Origin of the sequence: Actinomadura physcomitrii, assembly GCF_008923205.2 — a bacterium.
GTDB lineage: Bacteria > Actinomycetota > Actinomycetes > Streptosporangiales > Streptosporangiaceae > Spirillospora > Spirillospora physcomitrii.
In genome coordinates this window covers 347,202-366,923 of the sequence record NZ_WBMS02000001.1, presented here as the reverse complement: position 1 = coordinate 366,923, position 19,722 = coordinate 347,202, and the positions used below count along the sequence as shown (strand labels likewise).

General features: G+C 73.8%; 21 protein-coding genes and 2 pseudogenes. 11 read left to right on the top strand and 12 right to left on the bottom strand.

All coding sequences use genetic code 11. The features are described from left to right. Positions 1-107: 107 nt before the first annotated feature. The 4 genes from F8568_RS01695 to F8568_RS01680 are packed head-to-tail and all read right to left on the bottom strand — an operon-like array spanning position 108 to position 2,890. Entirely contained in the window at positions 108-488 is a 381-nt protein-coding gene (locus tag F8568_RS01695; RefSeq protein ID WP_151590401.1) for a hypothetical protein, read from the bottom strand. Further along, positions 485-1,684: an acyl-CoA dehydrogenase family protein gene (locus F8568_RS01690; RefSeq protein ID WP_151590399.1), complete on the bottom strand. Its 1,200-nt coding sequence runs from the start codon at positions 1,682-1,684 to the stop codon at positions 485-487. The genes F8568_RS01695 and F8568_RS01690 overlap by 4 nt, the downstream gene beginning before the upstream one ends. Next, on the bottom strand, positions 1,684-2,325 hold the full coding sequence (locus tag F8568_RS01685) for a carboxymuconolactone decarboxylase family protein (protein WP_151590397.1): 642 nt from the start codon (positions 2,323-2,325) through the stop codon (positions 1,684-1,686). Before F8568_RS01685 ends, F8568_RS01690 begins: the two co-directional genes overlap by 1 nt. Continuing rightward, positions 2,309-2,890: a VOC family protein gene (locus F8568_RS01680; RefSeq protein ID WP_151590395.1), complete on the bottom strand. Its 582-nt coding sequence runs from the start codon at positions 2,888-2,890 to the stop codon at positions 2,309-2,311. The genes F8568_RS01685 and F8568_RS01680 overlap by 17 nt, the downstream gene beginning before the upstream one ends. Before the next feature lie 128 nt (positions 2,891-3,018). Here F8568_RS01680 and F8568_RS01675 point away from each other — a divergent pair, with 128 nt between their 5' ends. From F8568_RS01675 to F8568_RS01665, 3 genes are all read left to right on the top strand, one after another. After that, positions 3,019-3,699, top strand: a complete 681-nt coding sequence (locus F8568_RS01675; RefSeq protein WP_151590393.1) for a TetR/AcrR family transcriptional regulator — start codon at positions 3,019-3,021, stop codon at positions 3,697-3,699. Positions 3,700-3,710: 11 nt separating this feature from the next. Further along, the gene (locus F8568_RS47615; protein WP_151590391.1) at positions 3,711-5,018 is read left to right on the top strand and encodes a phosphotransferase family protein; all 1,308 of its coding nucleotides are present in this window, start codon (positions 3,711-3,713) and stop codon (positions 5,016-5,018) included. A gap of 104 nt (positions 5,019-5,122) precedes the next feature. Then, entirely contained in the window at positions 5,123-6,709 is a 1,587-nt protein-coding gene (locus F8568_RS01665) for a purple acid phosphatase family protein (RefSeq protein WP_328600668.1), read from the top strand. A 73-nt stretch (positions 6,710-6,782) separates the two neighbouring features. Here the strand turns inward: F8568_RS01665 and F8568_RS01660 are convergent, their stop codons facing one another. The 3 genes from F8568_RS01660 to F8568_RS01650 all read right to left on the bottom strand — a co-directional run bounded on the left by F8568_RS01660 (position 6,783) and on the right by F8568_RS01650 (position 9,491). Then, positions 6,783-7,385: a cysteine hydrolase family protein gene (locus F8568_RS01660; protein WP_151590389.1), complete on the bottom strand. Its 603-nt coding sequence runs from the start codon at positions 7,383-7,385 to the stop codon at positions 6,783-6,785. Between the two features lie 81 nt (positions 7,386-7,466). Further along, positions 7,467-8,441 carry a GlxA family transcriptional regulator gene (locus tag F8568_RS01655; RefSeq protein ID WP_151590387.1) on the bottom strand — a complete coding sequence of 325 codons (975 nt, stop codon included), beginning with the start codon at positions 8,439-8,441 and terminating at the stop codon, positions 7,467-7,469. A gap of 120 nt (positions 8,442-8,561) precedes the next feature. Further along, complete coding sequence (locus tag F8568_RS01650) at positions 8,562-9,491, bottom strand: hydroxymethylglutaryl-CoA lyase (RefSeq protein WP_407924447.1); 930 nt, start codon at positions 9,489-9,491, stop codon at positions 8,562-8,564. A 31-nt stretch (positions 9,492-9,522) separates the two neighbouring features. Between F8568_RS01650 and F8568_RS01645 the strand changes: the two genes are divergently transcribed. Both F8568_RS01645 and F8568_RS01640 read left to right on the top strand, forming a co-directional pair. Next, on the top strand, positions 9,523-10,176 hold the full coding sequence (locus F8568_RS01645; protein ID WP_151590385.1) for a GntR family transcriptional regulator: 654 nt from the start codon (positions 9,523-9,525) through the stop codon (positions 10,174-10,176). Continuing rightward, positions 10,173-11,363, top strand: coding sequence for a CaiB/BaiF CoA transferase family protein (locus F8568_RS01640; RefSeq protein WP_151590383.1), 1,191 nt, complete (start codon positions 10,173-10,175; stop codon positions 11,361-11,363). The genes F8568_RS01645 and F8568_RS01640 overlap by 4 nt, the downstream gene beginning before the upstream one ends. 291 nt (positions 11,364-11,654) lie before the next feature. Here F8568_RS01640 and F8568_RS01635 read toward each other — a convergent pair whose 3' ends face one another. Then, positions 11,655-11,804 (bottom strand): hypothetical protein, encoded by a 150-nt coding sequence (locus F8568_RS01635; RefSeq protein WP_160573469.1) that lies wholly within the window; start codon positions 11,802-11,804, stop codon positions 11,655-11,657. A gap of 29 nt (positions 11,805-11,833) precedes the next feature. Between F8568_RS01635 and F8568_RS49305 the strand changes: the two are divergent. Beyond that, positions 11,834-11,959 (top strand): annotated as a pseudogene (locus F8568_RS49305) (GntR family transcriptional regulator); the annotation flags it as partial. A gap of 3 nt (positions 11,960-11,962) precedes the next feature. On the opposite strand, the gene F8568_RS01625 reads toward F8568_RS49305, so the two are convergent. After that, positions 11,963-12,724 (bottom strand): SDR family NAD(P)-dependent oxidoreductase, encoded by a 762-nt coding sequence (locus tag F8568_RS01625; RefSeq protein ID WP_151590379.1) that lies wholly within the window; start codon positions 12,722-12,724, stop codon positions 11,963-11,965. An 89-nt stretch (positions 12,725-12,813) separates the two neighbouring features. Between F8568_RS01625 and F8568_RS01620 the strand changes: the two genes are divergently transcribed. Beyond that, positions 12,814-13,584: an SDR family NAD(P)-dependent oxidoreductase gene (locus F8568_RS01620; protein ID WP_151590377.1), complete on the top strand. Its 771-nt coding sequence runs from the start codon at positions 12,814-12,816 to the stop codon at positions 13,582-13,584. Here F8568_RS01620 and F8568_RS01615 read toward each other — a convergent pair. Further along, entirely contained in the window at positions 13,581-14,153 is a 573-nt protein-coding gene (locus F8568_RS01615) for a TetR/AcrR family transcriptional regulator (protein WP_151590375.1), read from the bottom strand. The two genes, F8568_RS01620 and F8568_RS01615, sit on opposite strands and share 4 nt — an antisense overlap. A gap of 86 nt (positions 14,154-14,239) precedes the next feature. Between F8568_RS01615 and F8568_RS47600 the strand changes: the two are divergent. Next, positions 14,240-14,461: pseudogene (locus tag F8568_RS47600) on the top strand (NAD-dependent epimerase/dehydratase family protein); the annotation flags it as partial. 697 nt (positions 14,462-15,158) lie between these two features. Beyond that, positions 15,159-16,580, top strand: a complete 1,422-nt coding sequence (locus F8568_RS01605; protein ID WP_202124355.1) for an MFS transporter — start codon at positions 15,159-15,161, stop codon at positions 16,578-16,580. A gap of 3 nt (positions 16,581-16,583) precedes the next feature. Here the strand turns inward: F8568_RS01605 and F8568_RS01600 are convergent, their stop codons facing one another. Continuing rightward, entirely contained in the window at positions 16,584-16,895 is a 312-nt protein-coding gene (locus F8568_RS01600) for a hypothetical protein (RefSeq protein WP_151590373.1), read from the bottom strand. An 86-nt stretch (positions 16,896-16,981) separates the two neighbouring features. On the opposite strand from F8568_RS01600, the gene F8568_RS01595 reads away from it, so the two are divergent. Both F8568_RS01595 and F8568_RS01590 read left to right on the top strand, forming a co-directional pair. Beyond that, positions 16,982-17,656: a S1 RNA-binding domain-containing protein gene (locus F8568_RS01595; RefSeq protein WP_151590371.1), complete on the top strand. Its 675-nt coding sequence runs from the start codon at positions 16,982-16,984 to the stop codon at positions 17,654-17,656. Beyond that, positions 17,653-17,799, top strand: a complete 147-nt coding sequence (locus tag F8568_RS01590) for a hypothetical protein (RefSeq protein WP_202124354.1) — start codon at positions 17,653-17,655, stop codon at positions 17,797-17,799. The genes F8568_RS01595 and F8568_RS01590 overlap by 4 nt, the downstream gene beginning before the upstream one ends. Before the next feature lie 18 nt (positions 17,800-17,817). Here the strand turns inward: F8568_RS01590 and F8568_RS01585 are convergent, their stop codons facing one another. Continuing rightward, complete coding sequence (locus F8568_RS01585) at positions 17,818-19,677, bottom strand: S9 family peptidase (protein ID WP_151590369.1); 1,860 nt, start codon at positions 19,675-19,677, stop codon at positions 17,818-17,820. Between the last annotated feature and the right edge of the window lie 45 nt (positions 19,678-19,722).

The following is a 19,722-nucleotide window of genomic DNA, read 5'->3' as shown; positions in this document are numbered from 1 at the left end:
GCCTTCCCCGGCGACCTCGTCCATCCCCATCCGCGTCCCCGTCGGCAGATTTCACGCCGCATCCTGGGACGCCCGCCCGCCCAAGATCATGATCGCCGCGCGGGAGGTCAGCCCTCCTCGACCTGCCCGGCCAGCTCGCGGGCCCGCGCGGCCTGCGCCTCGTCCATCCCCTTGTAGTCGCAGCCGCGGCGCTGCTCCTCCTGGTCGTCGATCCACCGGGCGTGCGCCTCCCACGCGGCCTGCTTGCTGATGCCGAGCGCCGCGCCGATCTGCGACCACGACGCGCCCGCCTCGCGCGCCGTCCGCACCGCGAGCTGCCGCCCGTACACCGCCTTGCGCGCGAGGACCTCGCCGAGCGCGAGCCGCTCCAGCGCTTCCTCGCGCAGCAGCGGCACGTCGCCCATCGTGTCACGCACCCACAGCTCGTCATGCCGCGCCGCCGCCGTCAGCAACGTGAACTCTTTCTCGATCCCATCAGGAGTGATCATGCCCCCACCCTGACGTCAACCCACCCTGACGTCAAGCCCCCCTGACCCCAACGGTTGAGGATGCGGCGGGCGGTGCTTTGGATGTGGACCTCGTCGGGGCCGTCGTAGAGGCGGGCCTCGCGGGCGTGCCGGTACATGCGCGACAGCGGGAGGTCGTCGGTGAGGCCGGCGGCGCCGTGCACCTGGACGGCGCGGTCGATGACGTTGTGCAGCATCCGCGCGCCGACGACCTTGATCGCGCCGATCTCGATGCGGGCTTGGTCGCCCGCGTCGATCTGCTCGGCGGCCTGGAGGGTGAGCAGGCGGGACGCCTGGATCTCGGTGTAGGAGTCGAACACGTGCTGCTGCATCAGCTGCTTGGCCGACAGCGGTTCGCCGAACGCGACGCGGGTGCCGAGCCGGTCGCACATCAGCTCGAACGCGCGCTGGGCCTGGCCGAGCCAGCGCATGCAGTGGAAGATGCGGCCGGGGCCGAGCCGGTCCTGGGCGATGGCGAAGCCGTGCCCGCGCGGGCCGAGGAGGTGGTCGGCCGGGACGCGGACGTCCTCGTAGGCGACCTCGTAGTGGCCGCCGTTGAGGCCGAGCACCGGGGTCTCGCGGACGATCCGGTACCCCGGCGTGTCCGTCGGCACGATGATCATGCTGAAGGCGCGGTGCGGGGCCGTCCCCTCGGGCTCGGTGCGGCACATGACGGTGGTGTACGCGGCCTGCGCGGCGCCCGTGGTGAACCACTTGCGGCCGGTGATGACCCATTCGTCGCCCTCGAGGACGGCGCGGGTCTGGAGCTGCGTCGGGTCGGAGCCGGCGTAGGCGGGTTCGGTCATGGCGAAGCTCGGCGACACCTCGCCCGCGACCATCGGGGCGAGGTAGCGGTCGCGCCAGCGGGGGCTCGCGTACTTGTGCAGCATCAGCGAGTCCTGGAGCGTGAACGTGCCGAGGGCGAGCTGCCCCCACTCGCTGCGTCCCTGCACCTCGTTGACGTACACGTAGTCCAGGAACGGCAGGCCGCCGCCGCCCAGCTCCTTGGGGTGGCCGAGGGCCCACAGGCCTTCTTTCTTGGCCTCGTCGCGGAGGCGGACGAGGGTGTCGCGGTCGCCGGCGTTGAGGGCGGGCTCGGCGGGTTCGACGCGTTCGGTCATGAACGCGTGGACGGCGTCGCGGACGCCCCGCACCCGGTCCGGGACGGGGAACAGCATCAGCTGCCCCCGGTGAGGTCTTCGGCGATGTCGCGGTTGCCGTAGCCCTCGGGGGCGTCGACCTCGACGATCGGCTCGGGACGGTCGTCGAACTCCAGCCGCAGCGCGCGGGCCATCGTCGCGTGCATCTCGTACATGCAGGTGATGTAGGTCAGCTGCAGGATCTCCTTGTCGGACAGGTGCTTCTGCAGGATCTCGAACACCCGGTCCGGGACGCGGCCGCCGTCGAGGACGAGCCCGTCGGTGTAGGCGAGGACGGCCCGCTCCAGCTCGGAGTAGCAGTCGGCGGTCTGCCAGTGCGGGATCGACTGGATCCGGTCCTCGGACATGCCGAGCGCCCGCATCTGCTTGCAGTGCTGCGAGAACACGAACTGGCTGCCGCGCGCCCAGCCGGCGCGGCACTGGCCCAGCTCGCGCAGGACGGGGTCGAGGGAGGCGTTGCGGTAGAGGGCGAAGCCGCGGACGGCGTGCCGGAACACGTCGGGGTCCTGCGCGAACACCGTCCACCAGTCGCCGGGCGAGCCGGTCGCGGTGCCGTGGTCGACGGCGGGGTCGCGGTCGGGGGCGAACAGGTGGTCGTAGAAGAACAGGATGCGTTCGTCGGTGACCTCGGCGCGGGGGATCTCACGCAGGCGCGGCATTGCTCTTCTCCTTGGCGGCGGTGCGGTCGGCGGCGGTCTTCGGCGTGTGCGAGACGTCGGACTCGTCGAAGGCGCGGGTCCAGCAGGCGAACTCCAGCAGGATCCCGTCGGGGTCCTGGAAGTAGAAGGAGCGGACGAACACGCCGTCGTCGAAGGTGGGCGCGACGCCCCACTCGCTGTCGTCGTGGTTGAGGATGGGGCTGACCTCGACGCCCTTTGCCTGCAGCTTCGTCCGGTACTCCTCGAACTTCTCGACCGGGACGTGGAAGGCGACGTGGTTCATCGAGCCGACGGCGCTGAGCAGCTCGCCCTGCTCGGGGCGGGTCTTCGGCGCGGAGACGCCGGGGACGCCGTCGGGCGCGTCCGGGAACCAGAAGAACGCGACGCAGTCGCCGCCGCCGCAGTCGAAGAAGAAGTGCTGCCCCATCCCGGCGGGCAGGTCGAGGGTCTTGATCAGCGGCATGCCGAGGACGCCGGAGTAGAAGTCGATCGTGCGCTGCATGTCGGACGAGACGAGCGCGAGGTGGTTGATCCCACCGAGCTCGAACTCTCTGTTCGCGGGCATTGGAGCGGCGCCTCCCCGGAGTTGACTTGACAGTCATATCAACTTGTCCGATGCTCGGATACTGTTCGCGCGAACATCTGCTTGTCAAGCCCGGCGGGGCGGCGGCCCCCGGCGAAAGGAACCACGGCATGGCGGACACGGGTGCCGGCGAGAGCCCGCAGGCGCCGCTGACCGAGCGCGGCGCCCGCACCAGGGAGCGCCTCATCGCCGCGGCCCGCGAGGTCTTCGAGGAGCGCGGCTTCCTGGAGACCCGGGTCGCGCACATCGCCCGGCACGCCAAGGTGGCCTACGGCTCCTTCTACACCTACTTCCCGTCCAAGGAGGCCGTCTTCCTGGAGGTCGCCGACCGGCTCTTCGAGGACATGACGCGGCGCTCCTCCACCCCCGGCGACTCCACCCCCGGCGACTCCGCCCCCGGCGACGACACCGCGTCCGCCGAGCCCGCCGCGCGCGTCCGCCGCGCCAACCGCGCCTACTTCGAGGCGTACCGGCGCAACGCGAAGATGATGGCGATCATCGAGCAGGTCGCCACGTTCAACGAGGAGTTCCAGGAGATGCGGCGCAAGCACCGCGCCGAGTCCGTCGGACGGTCCGCGCGGGCGATCGAGCGGTGGCAGCGGGCCGGGATCGTCGACGCGGGCATCGACCCCGAGATGGCGGCGCGCGCGCTCGCCGCGATGGTCGACCACTCGCTGTACCTCTGGCTCGTCCAGGGCGACGACCCGTCCGACACCGAACGGCTCCTGGACACCCTCGACGCCCTCAACCTCCGGGCCCTCGGCCTGCGCCCCGCCCCCGAGCCCTCCTGAAGGAGACCCGCGTGCACGAGGAACTCGCCGCCCGGCTCGGCGCGGACGTCACGGACCTGCACCGGCTGTCCGGCGGCGCGAGCCGCGAGACCTGGTCGTTCGACGCGGACGGGCGGGCGCTGATCCTGCGCCGCGACCCGCCGGCGTCGCCCGACGCGGACGCGATGGCGCGGGAGGCGGCGCTGCTGGCGTCCGCCGCCCGCGCCGGCGTGCCCGTCCCGTCCCTGGTCGACCACGGCGACGACCTCGCCGGCACCCCGTTCCTGATCATGGAGCGGCTGTCCGGCGAGACGATCCCGCGCCGGCTGCTGCGCGACGAGGCGTACGCCGCCGTCCGCCCCCGGCTGGCCCGCGACCTCGGCGGCGTCCTCGCCCGCCTGCACACGATGGAGCCCGTCCCCGGCCTTCCGGATGACGATCCGCTCACCGCGATCACCACCTACTACGAGGCGTTCGGCGAGCCGCGCCCCGCCGTCGAGCTCGTGCTCCGGTGGCTGCGCGAGAACCGGCCCGCCGCGTCCGGCCGCCGCGCCGTCGTGCACGGCGACTTCCGCAACGGCAACCTGATGATCGCGCCGGACGGCGTCACCGGCGTCCTGGACTGGGAGCTCACCCACCTCGGCGACCCCGCCGAGGACCTCGGCTGGCTGTGCGTGAAGGCGTGGCGGTTCGGCTCCCCGCATCCCGCCGGCGGGTTCGGCTCTCGCGAGGACCTGCTCGCCGGCTACGCCGCCGCGGGCGGCACCCCGCCCACCCCGGAGGAACTGCGCTGGTGGGAGGTCTACGGCACGCTCCGCTGGGGGATCCTGTGCCGCCACCAGGCCGAACGCTTCCTCAGCGGGTCTGACACGTCGATCGAGTACGCCGTGCTGGGACGGAGGGTCTGCGAGCAGGAGCACGACATGCTGCTCGCGCTCGGCCTGACGTCACCGGTCACCGTCGAGGACCCGCTCGCCGGGGAGGCGCTCGCCGGGCACTCGCCGCCGCACGACCGGCCCGGCGCGTCAGCGCTGATCGACGCCGTCGGCGCCTTCCTGCTGGAGGCCGAGCAGCCCGACGACCGGCTGCGCTTCCACGCCCGCGTCGCCGCGTCCGCGCTGCGCATCGCGCGCCGCGAGCTGCTGCTCGGTGAGGCGCACCGGGAGGCACACGCCGCCCGCCTCGCGAAACTCGGCTGCGCGTCCGACGCCGACCTGGCGGCGGCCATCCGCGAGGGCACCCTCGACGACCGCCGCGACGAGGTGGTCGGCGCGATCCGCGCCTCGATCGTCGACAAGCTGACGGTCGCCAACCCGCGCCACCTGGCGCTCCCCGGCTGACCCGCGCGTTTCTCCGCCGGCTCCTGCCGCATCCGCATCGGCGTTCGCCGTCCGTTCATGTCGCGGACGCCCGCGCGCACACATCGTTCGCCACCCTAACGACCGTGAACACTCCACGCATGGGCATCCCCCAGCGGCTCGCCGAGCGCATGAGCATGGCCGAGCAGCACGAATACCTCCACTCGAAGTTCTCCCGCCGCGGCCTGCTGCGCGGCGGCGCGGTCGCCGCGGGCTCCCTCGCCGCCGGCGGGCTGCTCACCGGCACCGCGAACGCCGCCGCCCCGGCCGCGCCGCGGCTCCTCGCCCCGTCCCACGAGCAGGTCGACGGCTCGCTCGTCGCGCCGATCGGCCGGCACCTGGCGTTCGGCGCCGACCCGCGGACGCAGATGACCGTGTCCTGGCAGGTCCCCGTCCCGGTGAAGAAGCCGTTCCTGCGCATCGGCACGCACCCGTGGAACCTCTCGCAGCGCATCCAGGCGGAGGTCCGCAGCCTCCACACCCCGGCCGGAGTCGGGTCGAGCCCCGACTACACGCAGTACTACCTGCACGTCCAGCTCGACCGGCTGCACCCCGGCACCACCTACTACTACGGCGTCGGGCACGACGGCTTCGACCCCGCCAGTTCCCACCTCGCCGGGACGATCGGGACGTTCACCACCGCCCCCGCGCGGTCGTCGAAGTTCACCTTCACGGCGTTCGGCGACCAGGGCGTCAGCTACCACGCGCTCGCCAACGACAGCCTGATCCTCGGCCAGAACCCCGCGTTCCACCTGCACGCGGGCGACATCTGCTACGCCGACCCGTCCGGGTCGGGCCAGACCGGCGACAGCTTCGACGTGCGGACGTGGGACCAGTTCCTCGCCCAGACCGAGACGGTCGCCAAGCAGGTGCCGTGGATGGTCGGGTACGGCAACCACGACATGGAGGCCTGGTTCTCGCCCAACGGGTACGGCGGCGAGGAGGCCCGCTTCCAGCTTCCCGGGAACGGTCCAGACCCGAAGAACCTGCCGGGCGTGTACACGTTCGTCTACGGGAACACCGCCGTCATCTCGCTGGACGCCAACGACGTCTCCTACGAGATCCCCGCCAATCAGGGCCTGTCCAAGGGCAAGCAGACGGCGTGGCTGGAGGCGCAGCTCAAGTCGCTGCGGGCCCGGCGCGGCATCGACTTCATCGTCGTGTTCTTCCACCACTGCGCGTTCTCCACCACGAACCAGCACGCCTCGGAGGGCGGCGCGCGCGACGCGTGGGTGCCGCTGTTCGAGAAGTACCAGGTCGACCTGGTCGTGAACGGCCACAACCACGTCTACGAGCGGACCGACGCCATCAAGGGCAACGCGGTCGGCAGGCAGGTGCCGATCGGCGGCACGGCCCGTCCGGAGAGCGACGGCGTCGTGTACGTGACGGCCGGCGGCGCGGGCAGGAGCCTCTACAGCTTCCCGGTGCCCGACTCCTACGAGGGCAACGAGAAGCCGCTCGACTCCGTGGCCACCTACGTGTGGGACAAGGGCGGCAACAAGGTGGCGGAGACGGTCCATTGGTCGCGGGTGCGGTTCACCGGCTACTCGTTCATCCGGGTGGACGTGACGCCGGCGCCGCGCGGCCGCACCTCGACGCTGTCCGTGCGGGCGCTGGCCGAGAACGGCACCGAGGTCGACCGCTTCACGATCGCCCGCCGCTCGCGCGCCTGAGGCCGCCGGTCTCCGCGCCCCCGCGCCCGGGCGTCCGCTCCGCCCGGGCTCGTGCGCCGCGCGACGGCCCGGGTCAGCCGGGCAGGTCGGCCACGCGGCCGGCGACCAGGCCGAACAGGTCGCCGATCGTGGTGAGGGCCGCGGCGTGCAGGGCGCCCGCCGCGATCGGCGCGCCGTCCGGGCCCGCCAGCGGACGCGTCGCGCACGCCTCCGCGACGACGGTGGGCCGGTAGCCGAGGTTGAAGGCGGCCTGGGCGGTGGACTGGACGCACATGTGGGTCATGAACCCGGCCAGGACGAGGTCGGGCCCGGCGTCGAGGCGGCGCAGCACGTCGAGCAGCTCGGTGCCGTGGAACGAGTCCGGGAACCGCTTCACCACGACCGCCTCCCCGTCCCGGGGCGCGACGGGGCCGGCGATCCGGCCGATCTCGGCCCGGATGTCGTAGGGGCTGCCCTCACCGCCGTCGTTCACGACGTGCACCACGGGCGTCCCGGCGGCGCGGGCGCGGTCGAGCAGCCGGGACGCGGCCTCCAGCGCGCGGTCGGCGCCGGGCAGCGCCATGACGCCGGTCCGGTAGGTGTTCTGGTAGTCGATCAGGATCAGGGTGGCGGCGGGCAGCGCGGGCAGCGCGCCGTCCAGGCCGATCACGTCGCGCAGGGTCGTCGAAACGGTCATCTCGTCCTCCGGCTTTCGGGATATCGGATGTCGGGCAGGGCCGAGCACCGGCCTCACCGGCCGGTACGCGGGAAAGGATGGTCAGGCGGCGGTACGGAACCGCCGCCGGTAGGCCGCCGGGGTCGTGCCGAGGCGCCGCCTGAACGCCCGGTGCAGCGTCTCCACCGAGCCCATGCCGCACGCGGCGGCGACCCGGTCGAGCGGCTCGTCGGTGCCCTCCAGCAGCCGGCGCGCCGCCTCCACCCGGGCCGCCTCGACGTAGGCCGCCGGGGTGGCGCCGGTCTCGCGGCGGAAGACGCGGGTGAAGTGCCGCTCGCTGAGGCACATCCGGTCGGCGAGCGCCGCCGCCGACAGGTCCGCGGACGGGTTCGCGGTGATCCACGCGCGCAGCTCGTCGATGTCGCGGCGCTCGGCGGGCGCCTGCCACAGCGGGACGCTGAACTGGCTCTGCCCGCCCTGCCGCTTGAGGTACATGACGAGCTGCCGGGCGACCTTCAGCGCGAGGCGTTCGCCGTGGTCCTCGGCGACCAGGGCGAGCGCGAGGTCCATGCACGCGCTGATCCCGGCGCCCGTCCACACGTTCCCGGACCGGACGTAGATCGGGTCGGGGTCCACGACGACGTCGGGGTGGTCGGCGGCGAGCCGGTCGGCGGTGGCCCAGTGCGTCGTCGCCGTCCGGCCCGCCAGCAGGCCGGCCGCCGCGAGCAGGTGCGCGCCGACGCACACGGAGGCGACGCGGCGGGCGTGCCCGGCGGTGCCGGCGATCCAGCGGACCAGGTCCGGGTCGATCACGGGGGCGCCGGCGCGGTCCAGGGCGCCGGGCACCACGAGGGTGTCGACCCGGTCGCCGACCTGCTCGAACGTCAGGTCGGTGGCGACCCGGACGCCGGCGCTGGTGCGCACCTGGCCGACGTCCGGCCCGGCGAGCAGCACCCGGTAGGGCGTGCCGCCGGACATCGCCCGGTTCGCGACCGCGAACACCTCCGCGGGCCCGGTGACGTCGAGGAGGTCGACGTCGGGGAACACGGCGATGACGACACGGTGCGAAGCGGGCATGCCTTCATTGTCGCCGGTGCAGCACGATGACCGCCATGACCAGGTTCTGGCATATCCGGCCATCGGGGTCATCGGCGGCTCGCAGCAGCGGCACGCCGCACGTCGATGTCGCGGCGGGCGTCAGGGGTAGCCGCCGGCGCGGCCGAGCAGGGCCGGGGCGGGCTTGCCGAGGAGGTCGCCCAGCCAGGTGCCCGTCTCGGCGACGGCGGCCATGTCGATGCCGGTCTCGACGCCCGACCGGTGCAGGGCGTAAAGGAGGTCCTCGGTCGCGATGTTGCCGGTGGCGGCGGGCGCGAAGGGGCAGCCGCCGAACCCGCCGGCGGCGGCGTCGAGGGTGGTGACGCCGAGGTCGACGGCCGTCAGCGCGTTGGCGTAGCCGGTGTTGCGGGTGTTGTGGAAGTGGAACCGCAGCGGGGTGCCCGGGGCCGCCTCGCGGACGCGCGCGGTCAGGTCGCGGACCTGCGCGGGGACGCCGACGCCGATCGTGTCGGCCAGCGCGATCTCGAAGGCGCCGGCGGCGTGCGCGCGGCGCGCGATCTCGGCGACGCGCTCCGGCGGCGTCTCGCCCTCGAACGGGCAGCCGAACGCCACCGCGATCGTCACCCCGGCGGGGACGCCCGCGTCGTGCGCGGCGGCGGCGATGCCGTCCCATGCGTCCAGCATCTCGGCCATGGTGCTGCCCTGGTTGCGGACGGAGAACGTGTCGGACGCGACGAGCACGACGTTCACCTCGTCCACGCCGGCGTCGAGCGCGCGGTCGAGGCCGCGCCGGTTGAGGACGAGCCCGCTGTAGGAGACGCCGTCGCGGCGCGGGACGCCCGCCATGACCTCCTCGGCGCCCGCCATCTGCGGGACCCGCTTGGGGTTGACGAACGAGACGGCCTCGATGCGGCGCGCGCCGGCGTCCACGCAGCGCGCGATGAAGGCGATCCTGTCGTCCGGGGCGAGCACGCGGTCTTCGTTCTGCAGCCCGTCGCGGGGGCCCACTTCGAGGACTGTTGTATGCAACTCAGCCTCCAGCTTGCGAGATTCGACCCTGCTGTGGACTATATTGCATGCAATACGGTGCGAGGAGGGGTCGATGGCGCGGGCGACCGACACGGCGTACGACGCGGTCCGCCGGATGATCCTGTCCGGCGAGGCCGCGGCGGGCAGCAGGCTCGGCGAGGCGGAGCTCGCCGAGACGCTCGGGCTGTCCCGCACGCCCGTCCGCGAGGCGCTGCAGCGGCTCGGCGCGGACGGCCTCGTCGAGGTCCTGCCGCACCGCGGGGCGCGCGTCGTCCAGTGGACGCGGCGCGACCTGGAGGAGATCTTCGAGCTGCGGTCGCTGCTGGAGCCCTACGCGGCGGCGCGCGCGGCCCGGATGGCGCCCGGCCAGGACGTCCTCGCCGACCTGCTCGGCCAGTGCGACGCGATGGAGGACGCGGTCGCCGCGGACGACCTCACCCGCGTCGCGCAGCTGAACGCGCTGTTCCACGCCGCCGTCATCGACGCGTCCCGCAACCGGCGGCTCCCGGCGATGCTGACGTCGGTCATGCACGCCCCCCTGATCGTCGGGACGTTCCGCCGGTACGGCGCCGCCGAGATGGCCCGCAGCATGAACCACCACCGCGAGCTGGTCGCCGCGCTGGCCGCGCGCGACCCCGCCTGGGCCGAGTCGGTGATGCGCGCCCACATCCGCGCCGCCGCGGCCAACCTGACCCTCAGCACGGACGGCACGGAGGAGGAACGATGACGGGTGCGCTGGGAGACCTCCGGGTCGTGGAGATGGGCCAGCTCCTCGCCGGCCCGTTCTGCGGGCAGCTGCTCGGCGACTTCGGCGCCGAGGTCGTCAAGATCGAGCCGCCGGGGTCCGGCGACCCGATGCGCGAGTGGGGGCGGGAGAAGCCGCACGGCATGTCGCTGTGGTGGCCGATCCTCGCCCGCAACAAGAAGTCCGTCACGCTGAACCTGCGCGCGCCGGAGGGCCAGGCCCTCGCCCGCGAGATCATCGCGCGGGCGGACGTGCTGGTCGAGAACTTCCGCCCCGGCACCCTGGAGCGCTGGGGCCTCGCCCCCGCCGAGCTGCACAAGGAGAACCCGGGACTGATCATCACCCGGGTCACCGGCTACGGGCAGGACGGCCCGTACGCGCCGCGCGCCGGGTTCGGCTCGATCGGCGAGGCGATGGGCGGCATCCGGTACGTCACCGGCGACCCCGACAAGCCGCCGTCCCGCGCGGGCATCTCGCTGGGCGACGAGCTGGCCGGCACGTTCGCCGCGCTCGGCACCCTCGTCGCGCTGCACGCCCGGCACCGCACCGGCCGCGGCCAGATCGTCGACTCCGCCCTGTACGAGGCGGTGCTGGCGCTGATGGAGTCGCTCGTCCCGGAGTGGGAGATCGCGGGCTACCAGCGGGAACGCACCGGCTCCGTGCTGCCGAACATCGCGCCGTCCAACGTCTACCCGACGCTGGACGGGCCCGTCCTGATCGCCGCGAACCGCGACACGATCTGGCGGCGGCTCGCCGCGCTGATGGGCCGTCCCGAGCTCGCCGACGACGAGCGGTACGCGACGCACGGCGCGCGCGGCGCCAACGCCGAGGAGCTGGACGACCTGATCGGCGCGTGGACGGCGGGCCAGAGCTCCGACGCGCTGCTGGAGCTGCTGCACGAGAACGGCATCCCGGCCGGGCTCACCTACCGCGCGAAGGACATGCTCGCCGACCCGCACTACAAGGCCCGCGAGGCGATCATCCGGATGGCGCACCCCGAGTTCGGCGACTTCCCGATGCACAACGTGTTCCCGAAGCTGTCCGGGACGCCGGGCGAGGTGCGCACGCTCGGCCCGTCCCTCGGCCAGCACAACACGGAGGTCTACGGCGGCCTCCTCGGCCTCTCCCCCGACGAGATCACCGCCCTGGAGGCCGCCGGCACGATCTGACACCGCCGTCGTCCCCGACCTGACCGCCCGCGTCGCCGCGGAACTCGGCGCGCTCGCCATGAAGCTCGCCTTCGAGCGCTGGAGCGACACGTCCAACGACGACGACTTCGGCGCCCTAGCCCGCCAGGCCCTCCGCGACCTCCAAGCAGCCAGCCCCGCCTCCTAACCCGCCGGATCAGAAGTCGGCGCGATGCCTCCCCTGATACCGAGGACGCGCCGTCACCGACGCCCCGAGGAAGGCCACACCCCCGGCCACGAAGCCGAGCACCGCCGCCGTGACGACCATCAGGCTCACGACTCCACCCCCGGCTCCCCGTTCAGCAGCGATTTCAGCGCCAGCACGGCGTCCGAGATCTGGTCCGCCTCAGCGATCGGACGGCACCACGACGTGTAGAACCACGCCCGCCCGCCGTCCTCCTCGCGCGCCCGCACGCTGATCACGTCGGCCGGATGCGCCGCGCAGCACGCGCAACCTCGCCGACGAGTTCGGGGTGTCCCGCCGGACGGTCGTCGCCGCCCTGGACATCCTTCACGAAAAGGGCCTCGTGCACGGCGTCGTCGGGCGCGGCACGTTCGTCGTCGAGGCGGACGGCTGAGGGTCAGGCTTCTTCGGGGTCGTGGCCTTGGGCCGAGCGGCCGCCGTCCACGGGGACGACGGCGCCGTTAACGAAGCTCGCCTCGTCCGAGAGCAGGTAGCGGACGGTCGCGGCGACCTCGTCGGGGCGGCCGACGCGACCGACCGGGTGCAGGGCGCGCATCTGGTCTTCGATCCGCGCGGCGGACGCGGGGTCCTGTTCGGCGAGGAACGCCTCGTAGCGAGCGGTGGTGATCGAGCCGAGCGCGACGACGTTCACGCGGACGCCGCGCGGGCCGTAGTCCACGGCGAGGGCGCGGCTGAAGCCCTCGACGGCCGCCTTCGCCGTCGCATAGGTGAGCGATCCCCGGACGGGGCGCGCCGCCTGGTGGGACGACACGTTCACGACCGCGCCGCCCGTGCCCGCGTCCAGGAACCGGCGGATCGCGGTGAGCGAACCTACTACGGCGGGGTCGAAGTTCAGTGCGACCTCGTCGATGACCTCGCGCGGTTCCGGGACGCCCACGGCGGCGTCGCGGAAGACGGCGGCGTTGTTGACCCAGCCCTTGAGGGTGCCCATGGCCTGCGCGGCGTCCGCCGCCCGGGCGGCGACGGCCTCGTCCCGCACGTCGCCGGCGACCGCCGAGACGCCCCGTCCGGCCGCCCACGCCACGGCGGACGGGTCCAGGTCGACCACCACGACGTGCCCGCCGTCGGCGATGAGGCGTTCGGCGATCGCGCGCCCGATGCCGCGCCCGCCGCCGGTCACGACGTAGGAAGGCTCCACGGATCGGAACGTACCACCGCGTTTGGCGGTGGACGTGGGGGCAGGGGGACCCCGAGAAGGTCCGGGACGAGGGCACGGGGGGAAGGGCCATGACCGACTCGGCGCGGTTGGCGCTGGTCACCGGGGCGTCCAGCGGGATCGGGCGGGCGCTGGCGGACGAGTTCGCCCGGCACGGCTTCCACGTGCTCAGGGCGGCGGAGGACGCGGAGGTCGCGGCGGCGGCCGAGGCCGTGGGCGACGCGACGCCCGTCCAGGTGGACCTGGCGACGCCGCGCGGCGTCGAGGAGCTGTACGCGGCGGTGGGCGCGCGCCCGCTGGACGCGGTGGCGATCAACGCGGGCGTGGGGGTCGGCGGCGACTTCGCCCACGACAACGCGCTCGCCGACGAGCTGAACCTCGTGGACCTTAACGTCCGGTCGGCCGTCCATCTGGCGAAGCTGGTGCTGAAGGACATGGTCCGGCGGGGGTCGGGACGGGTGCTGTTCACGTCGTCGATCGCCGCGATGGCGCCGGGCCCGTACCTCGCGACGTACGCGGCGTCCAAAGCGTTCCTGTACTCCTTCGCGGAGGCGCTGCGGCATGAACTGCAGGGCAGCGGGGTCACGGTGACGGCGCTGCTGCCAGGGCCGACGCGGACGAATTTCTTCGAGCGCGCCGGGGTGCTCGGCACCAGGCTCGGCAAAGCGGGCAAGGACGACCCGGCGGACGTGGCGCGGCAGGCCTACGAGGCGCTCATGGCCGGCAAGGACCGCGTCGTCACCGGTTCGGCGCGCAACAAGCTGCAGACGACGGCGTCCAGGGCGATTCCGGAGCCGGTCAAGGCGAAGATGCACGCGCTGATGTCCAAGCCGGGCACCTAGTCCAGGACGGCGAGCGCGGAGCGCAGCTCGTCGAGTTCCTCGTGCGCGAGCTCGGCGAGCGTGCGCGGCTCGGACGGGTCGGACCAGCGGGCGAAGGCGGCGTCGAAGGCGCGGACGCCGAGTTCGGCGGCGAGGCCGGCGGCCGGGTCCGGTGCGCCGCGCTCGCGGAGCGCAGCGGCCGTGGCGGCGGCGAGCTGGTGGTGCTTGAACGCGGCGCGCTCGCGCAGTTCGTCGTTGGCGTCGATGACGGCGAGGAGCCGGGCGGCGAAGGCGCGCCGGCCGTCGGTGAAAGTGGCCGCTAGGGCGTCGAGGGCCGCGGCGACGGCCTGCAGCGGCGTGGCCGTGCCGGGCGCGGCGGCGACTGCCTCGGCGAGGGTCCGGCTGTGCAGCTCCTGGCCCGCGAACAGCACCTCCCGCTTGTCGGGGAAGTACCGGAAGAAGGTGGTCTTGGTGAGCCCGGCGCGCTCGGCGATCCCGGTGACGGTGGTGGCGTCGTAGCCCTGCTCGGCGAACAGGTCGATGGCGGCGCGCACCAGCCGCTCCCGCGCGTTCGGTTCCCATCGGGCCATGGCGGACAGCATAGGTGATGTGACTCGGTCACATCACTCCTGGTACGGTGACGGTACCGAGTCACATCACTGCCAGGGGAGTCCTCATGCGCGTCTTCGTCACCGGTGTGAGCGGCCACATCGGATCCGCCGTCGTGCCCGAACTGCTCCAGGCCGGGCACGAGGTCACCGGCCTCGCCCGCTCCGACGCCTCCGCCGCCGCCGTCCAGGCCCTCGGCGCCCGGGTGCGGCGCGGCGACCTCGCCGACCCCGACGGGCTGCGCGACGCCGCGGCCGACGCCGACGCGGTCGTCCACCTCGCGTTCGACCACGCCGACTTCGCTCCGGACGCCTTCGTCCGCGCGGCCGCCGCCGAACACGCCGTCGTCCAGGCATTTGGCGACGCGCTGGCCGGCACCGGCAAGACCCTCATGGGCGTCGGCTTCGCACCGACCGGCGACGCGGCCGTCGACGCGGTGATCGACGCCAACCCGCGCTCCGCGTCCGCCCGCACCATCGCCGGGCTCGCCGAGCGCGGCGTCCGGCCCCTGCTCGTCGGGATCCCACCGGTCACGCACAGTGACCGCGACCGGCACGGCTTCATCCCCCGGATGATCGAGATCGCCCGCGCCACCGGCGTGTCCGGCTACGTCGGCGACGGCGCCAACCGCTGGCCCGCCGTCCACACCCTCGACCTCGCCCGCCTCTACCGGCTGGCCCTGGACGGGGCGCCGGCCGGCGCGCAGCTGTACGCGGCGGCCGAACCTGGCATCCCGGTCCGCGAGATCGCCGAGGTGATCGGCCGACATCTGGGCGTCCCGGCCGCGAGCATCCCCGCCGAGCGGGCCGCCGACCACTTCAAGGGCTTCCCGTTCGTCACCTACGACATCACGATGCCGGGCGCCGGGACTCGCGAACTCCTCGGCTGGGACCCCGTCCACCCGACCCTGATCGAGGACCTCGACCAGGGCCACTACTTCTGGCAGAGGGTCACATACCTGCGGCGGGCCCGGGCAGCGTGTAGGTGTGATCACGGCGCAGGCCCCACGGGGACGGGGGCGGGCGGTGGCCGCCCTCACCCGCCGGCTCGGCGGGCCCCGCCAGGCCCGCGTCATGCTGCTGCTCGCCTGCGTCCTCGCCCTCAACACCGCCGACGCCGGCGTCATCGGCGCGATCGTCGAGCAGCTGCAGGCCGCCCTGCACATCGGCAACACGCAGATCGGCGTGCTGACCGCCGCCCCATCCCTGGTCGGCGCCGTCGCCACCGTCCCGGTCGGGATGCTCGCCGACCGCGTCCCGCGCGTCCCGCTGCTCGCCGGCAGCATCGTGCTGTGGAGCGCCGCCATGGTCGTCGGCGGCCTCGCCACGTCCTACGGCTGGCTGCTGGCGTCCCGGGTCGCGCTCGGCGCCGTCACCGCCACCGCCGGGCCCACCGTCGCGTCGCTGACCGGCGACCTGTTCCCGCCCCGCGAGCGCGCCGGCATCTACGGGCGGATCCTCGCCGGCGAGCTGATCGGCGCCGGCTTCGGCCTGGTCGTCGGCGGGAACGTCGCCGCCGAGCTGAGCTGGCGGGCGTCGTTCTGGTTCGTCGCGGTCCTCGGGCTGCTGCTCGCCGCCGCCGTGTGGCGGCTGCTGCCCGAACCCGGCCGCGGCGCGCAGGGCCCGGCCCGCGCCGGCGCCCGCGGCGGCGGCGAGGCCGCCCAGCAGGCGGTGGACCAATCGGGCGTGCGGCCCCGCCCGGAGAGCGTGCCGACCACCGACCCGTCCCGGATGAGCCTGCTCCAGGCCGCGCGACATGTGCTGCGGATCCGCACCAACGTGATCATCATCGTCGCGTCCGCCATCGGCTACTTCTTCCTCGCCGGGCTGCGGACCTTCGCGATCGTGTTCGTCCAGCACAGGTACGGCGTCGGGCGCGCCGGGCTGAGCCTGCTCGTCCCCGTCATCGGCCTCGGCGCGCTCGCCGGCGTCCTCACCGCCGGCCGGCTCGCCGACCGCCTCGTCCGGCGCGGCCGGATCGCCGCCCGGGTACTGGTGCCGAGCGCCGCCTACACCGCGTCCGCGCTGCTGTTCCTGCCCGGCCTGCTGACCGCCTCGGCGTGGCTCGCGATGCCGCTGTTCTTCCTCGCCGCCGCCGCGCTCGCCGGCGCGAACCCGCCGCTGGACGCCGTCCGCCTCGACGTCGTCCACTTCGGGCTGTGGGGCCGCGCCGAGAGCATCCGCACGATCCTGCGCATGCTCGGCGAGGCGATCGCGCCGGTGCTGTTCGGCTGGCTGTCAGGGGTGTTCGCGCCCGGCGACCACTCCGGCACCGGGCTGGACCGGGTGTTCCTGCTCGCCCTGGTCCCGCTGCTGGTGAACGGGCTGATCCTGCTGCGGGCGCGGCGCGACTACCCGGCGGACGTCGCCGCCGCCATGGAGTCCGAACGGCGGTTCACCGCCGCGTGACCTCTAGGTCACCATCCGCCGCGACACCAGCCCGTGGCCCACCTTCTCGCCGTGCCACAGGTCGAACCGGCGCCCCGCGGGGAACGCGCCCGGCCCCGCCGTCTCCGTCAGCATCGTCATCGTCACGATGTGGTCGACGTCGCCCGGGCGCAGCGGCTCCCCGTCGTCGGTCGACACGACGACCTTGTGGAACGCGTCCGGGTTCGGGTCGCCGCCCTTCTCGCGCAGCGTGAACGGGCAATCCTGGGCGGGAAGGTCGGTTCCGAGCGCCCGCTCGTCCAGCGAGACCAGCGCCTTGAACTTCCTGAACTTCATCGCGTCGCTCCTCCCACCCGGTCGAACCAGACGGTCTCCTCCTTCCCTCCCATGCTTACACCCAACGACCACCACCCCATGAGACCATGATCGACATGCCGCCCCTCACCGCCGCCGAGCATCCGGAGCTGTGGGCGTTCCTGGAGGGGCGGCGGCCCGGGGAACGGCTGTCCGGGACGGTGGCGGCGATCGAGCGGTTCGGCGTCTTCGCCGACCTGGACGAGGGTCCGCGCCACCCCGTCCACCCGGGCGTCGGCTTCATCACGCGGCCCGAACTGTCCTGGTACCCGCTGGACGACCCGTCCGACGCCGTCCGGGTGGGGCAGCGGGTCACGTGCGAGTTCCTCCAGTTCGACACCATGAACGGCGAGGCCCGGCTGTCGCTGCGCGCGACGCGCCCCGACCCGTTCCGGGCGTTCGCCCGCGTCCACCGGGCCGGGGACGTGCTGGAGGGCACCGTCACCAAGGCCGTCCCGTTCGGAGTGTTCGTGCGCGTCGCGGGCGGTGTCGAGGGCCTGCTCCGCGACGTGCCGGACGGGAACGTCCGGACGGGCGACGCCGTCGCCGTCGTGGTCGGGGACATCGACGTCGAGCGCCGGCGGGTGGCATTCTCGGGCTGGTGCGAGGAGGGCTTTCATGACGCTGGTGCGGGCCGTGCGGGCGGAGGATCTCGAAGCGGTCGCCCGGGTCGGGGCCCACTACGTGCTGAACGGCGTCGCGACGTTCGCCGAGACGCCGCAGAACCGGACGCCCCGCGATGAGCGTCCCGACCTACCGGACGCCCGGCGGGCTGCCGCTCGGCGTCCAGTTCGTCGGCCCCCTCGGCGGCGAGGGCGTGCTGCTCGCACTGGCCGCCCAGCTGGAGGCCGAGCGCCCCTGGTCCCACCTGGAACCCCCGCTCTGACGGTGGCGCGGCGGCGCGTCAGCCGGACTCGCCGAGAAGGTGGTCGCAGAGGAACTCGGCGATCTCCTCGTAGACGCGCAGCTCGGTCTCGCGGTCGGTGAAGGCGTGGCCCTCGTCGGCAAGGACCTCGTACCGGACGTCCACGCCGCGGCTCCGCAGCCGGTCGACGAGCCGATCCGACTCCGCCGGGGGGACGCGCGGGTCGCGCGCGCCCTGCAGGACGAACAGGGGCGCGGTGATGGTGTCGGCGTAGGTGATCGGCGAACGCTGCGTGAGGTACCCGGCGTCGGTGTCGGGGTCGCCGAGGACGGCCGCGACGAAGGGCCGCCACGTCGGCGGGCAGGACCGGGCGAGCGCGACGAGGTTCGCGGGCCCGGACAGCGACACCCCGGCCGCCCACCGGTAGGGCAGCCTCGCCAGGCACGACAGCGCGGCGAACCCGCCGTAGGCGCCGCCCATCACGGCGATGCGGGCGACGTCGACGCCGGGCTCCGACCGCAGGTGGCAGACCGCGTGGTCGAGGTCGTCCAGGTCGAAACCGCCCCAGTTGCGGTGGACGAGCCGCTGGTGCCGGGCGCCGTAGCCGGTGGACCCGGCGATGTTCGGCGCGAACACGGCTATCCCTCGGGCGAGCAGGTACTGGTACAGGCCGCAGCGCACGTACTCGGGCCGTTCCTGCGCCTCCGGGCCGCCGTGGATCGACAGCAGGACCGGGTGAGGGCCCGGCGCGTGCGGCCGGTAGTACAGCGCGTGGATGTAGCGTCCGGCGGACGAGGCGTAGACGACCGGCTCCGGCTCGACCGGCTCTACCGGCCGGCCCGCGTCCGGCGGTTTCGCGGTGAACGCGCGGGGGCGAGCGTCGGTGAGGCGGCGGACGCCGTCCGCTGCGTCCAGGACGGCGATATCGGCGGGCCGGGTCGCGGTGTCGAGCAGGACGACGAGCGGGTCGGCCTGCGGCGCGAGCGCCAGCGCGGACACGACGCCCGGCGGGACGGCGGGCAGCGGCAGCGGCCGGCCGGCGTGCCGCGCGTACAGCGTGGAGCATCCGTCCTGGTTGACCGACCAGACGAGGGTGTCGCCCGCGACCTCGATGGACTCGACGTCCCAGTCGTGCTGGGCGACCGGTTCGAGGGTCCCGGTCTCGAGCCGGTAGAACGCCCCGGCGACGAACTCCCCCCACAGGTCGGTGCGCAGGTAGAAGCCCGACGAGTCGGACGCCCAGGGGCCCGGCTCGAACAGCCCGTCGCCGTGGTCGGCGGTGACGCACACCGGCGCGGCGGACGCGTCGCGCAGGTCGATCAGGTACGCGGCGACCTTCATCTGCGTCCGGAACCCGGCGGTCAGCAGCCACCGCCCGTCCGGGGAGATCCCGGCCGGCCGGAACACGACGCCCGGCGGCGGCTCGACCCGCCGCTCGGTGCCCGCCGCGAGGTCGCGGACGAGCACGTCCTGGACGGTCTCGTCGCGGTCGTTCGCCGCGTAGACCAGGCGGCGGCCCTCGGCGTCGAACGGCGCGGCGGGCAGGATGCGCTGGCAGCGCGGGCCCGCGCCGATCTCGGCGGGGACGCCGGCGGGGCCGCCGTCGCCGTCGAGGTCGACGCGGTACAGCCGGTACTGCTCGTCGCCGTCGCGGTCGGCGGTGAACACCAGGGACTTGCCGTGCGGGGCCCAGGCGATCCGCCGGACGGCGCCGTCCCGCAGCCGGGTCAGCCGCCTGGGCACGCCGCCCGCGACGGGGATCGTCCACAGGTCGAACCGGCCGGCGGCGTTGCTCGAGTAGGCCACGGTGCCCGCGTCCGGGGACAGCGCCAGGGTCGGCTGGAAGCCTTGCCGCGGGGCGAAGTCGCGGTAGCCGGGCATGTCGCGGTAGTCGGGCATGGAGCCCTCCAGGGTCGGCTGGATTACCTGATCCGCAGCGGGGAG

What these genes read in the sequence shown, in the direction of transcription:
- F8568_RS01675 (WP_151590393.1), top strand. Translation starts at nt 3,019, where the DNA reads ATGGCGGACACGGGTGCCGGCGAGAGCCCGCAGGCGCCGCTGACCGAG.
- F8568_RS01645 (WP_151590385.1), top strand. Translation starts at nt 9,523, where the DNA reads ATGGCGCGGGCGACCGACACGGCGTACGACGCGGTCCGCCGGATGATC.
- F8568_RS01590 (WP_202124354.1), top strand. Translation starts at nt 17,653, where the DNA reads ATGAGCGTCCCGACCTACCGGACGCCCGGCGGGCTGCCGCTCGGCGTC.
- F8568_RS01685 (WP_151590397.1), bottom strand. Translation starts at nt 2,325, where the DNA reads ATGCCGCGCCTGCGTGAGATCCCCCGCGCCGAGGTCACCGACGAACGC.
- F8568_RS01640 (WP_151590383.1), top strand. Translation starts at nt 10,173, where the DNA reads ATGACGGGTGCGCTGGGAGACCTCCGGGTCGTGGAGATGGGCCAGCTC.
- F8568_RS01615 (WP_151590375.1), bottom strand. Translation starts at nt 14,153, where the DNA reads ATGGCCCGATGGGAACCGAACGCGCGGGAGCGGCTGGTGCGCGCCGCC.
- F8568_RS01680 (WP_151590395.1), bottom strand. Translation starts at nt 2,890, where the DNA reads ATGCCCGCGAACAGAGAGTTCGAGCTCGGTGGGATCAACCACCTCGCG.
- F8568_RS01585 (WP_151590369.1), bottom strand. Translation starts at nt 19,677, where the DNA reads ATGCCCGACTACCGCGACATGCCCGGCTACCGCGACTTCGCCCCGCGG.
- F8568_RS01655 (WP_151590387.1), bottom strand. Translation starts at nt 8,441, where the DNA reads ATGCCCGCTTCGCACCGTGTCGTCATCGCCGTGTTCCCCGACGTCGAC.
- F8568_RS01595 (WP_151590371.1), top strand. Translation starts at nt 16,982, where the DNA reads ATGATCGACATGCCGCCCCTCACCGCCGCCGAGCATCCGGAGCTGTGG.
- F8568_RS01600 (WP_151590373.1), bottom strand. Translation starts at nt 16,895, where the DNA reads ATGAAGTTCAGGAAGTTCAAGGCGCTGGTCTCGCTGGACGAGCGGGCG.
- F8568_RS01660 (WP_151590389.1), bottom strand. Translation starts at nt 7,385, where the DNA reads ATGACCGTTTCGACGACCCTGCGCGACGTGATCGGCCTGGACGGCGCG.
- F8568_RS01690 (WP_151590399.1), bottom strand. Translation starts at nt 1,684, where the DNA reads ATGCTGTTCCCCGTCCCGGACCGGGTGCGGGGCGTCCGCGACGCCGTC.
- F8568_RS01695 (WP_151590401.1), bottom strand. Translation starts at nt 488, where the DNA reads ATGATCACTCCTGATGGGATCGAGAAAGAGTTCACGTTGCTGACGGCG.
- F8568_RS01620 (WP_151590377.1), top strand. Translation starts at nt 12,814, where the DNA reads ATGACCGACTCGGCGCGGTTGGCGCTGGTCACCGGGGCGTCCAGCGGG.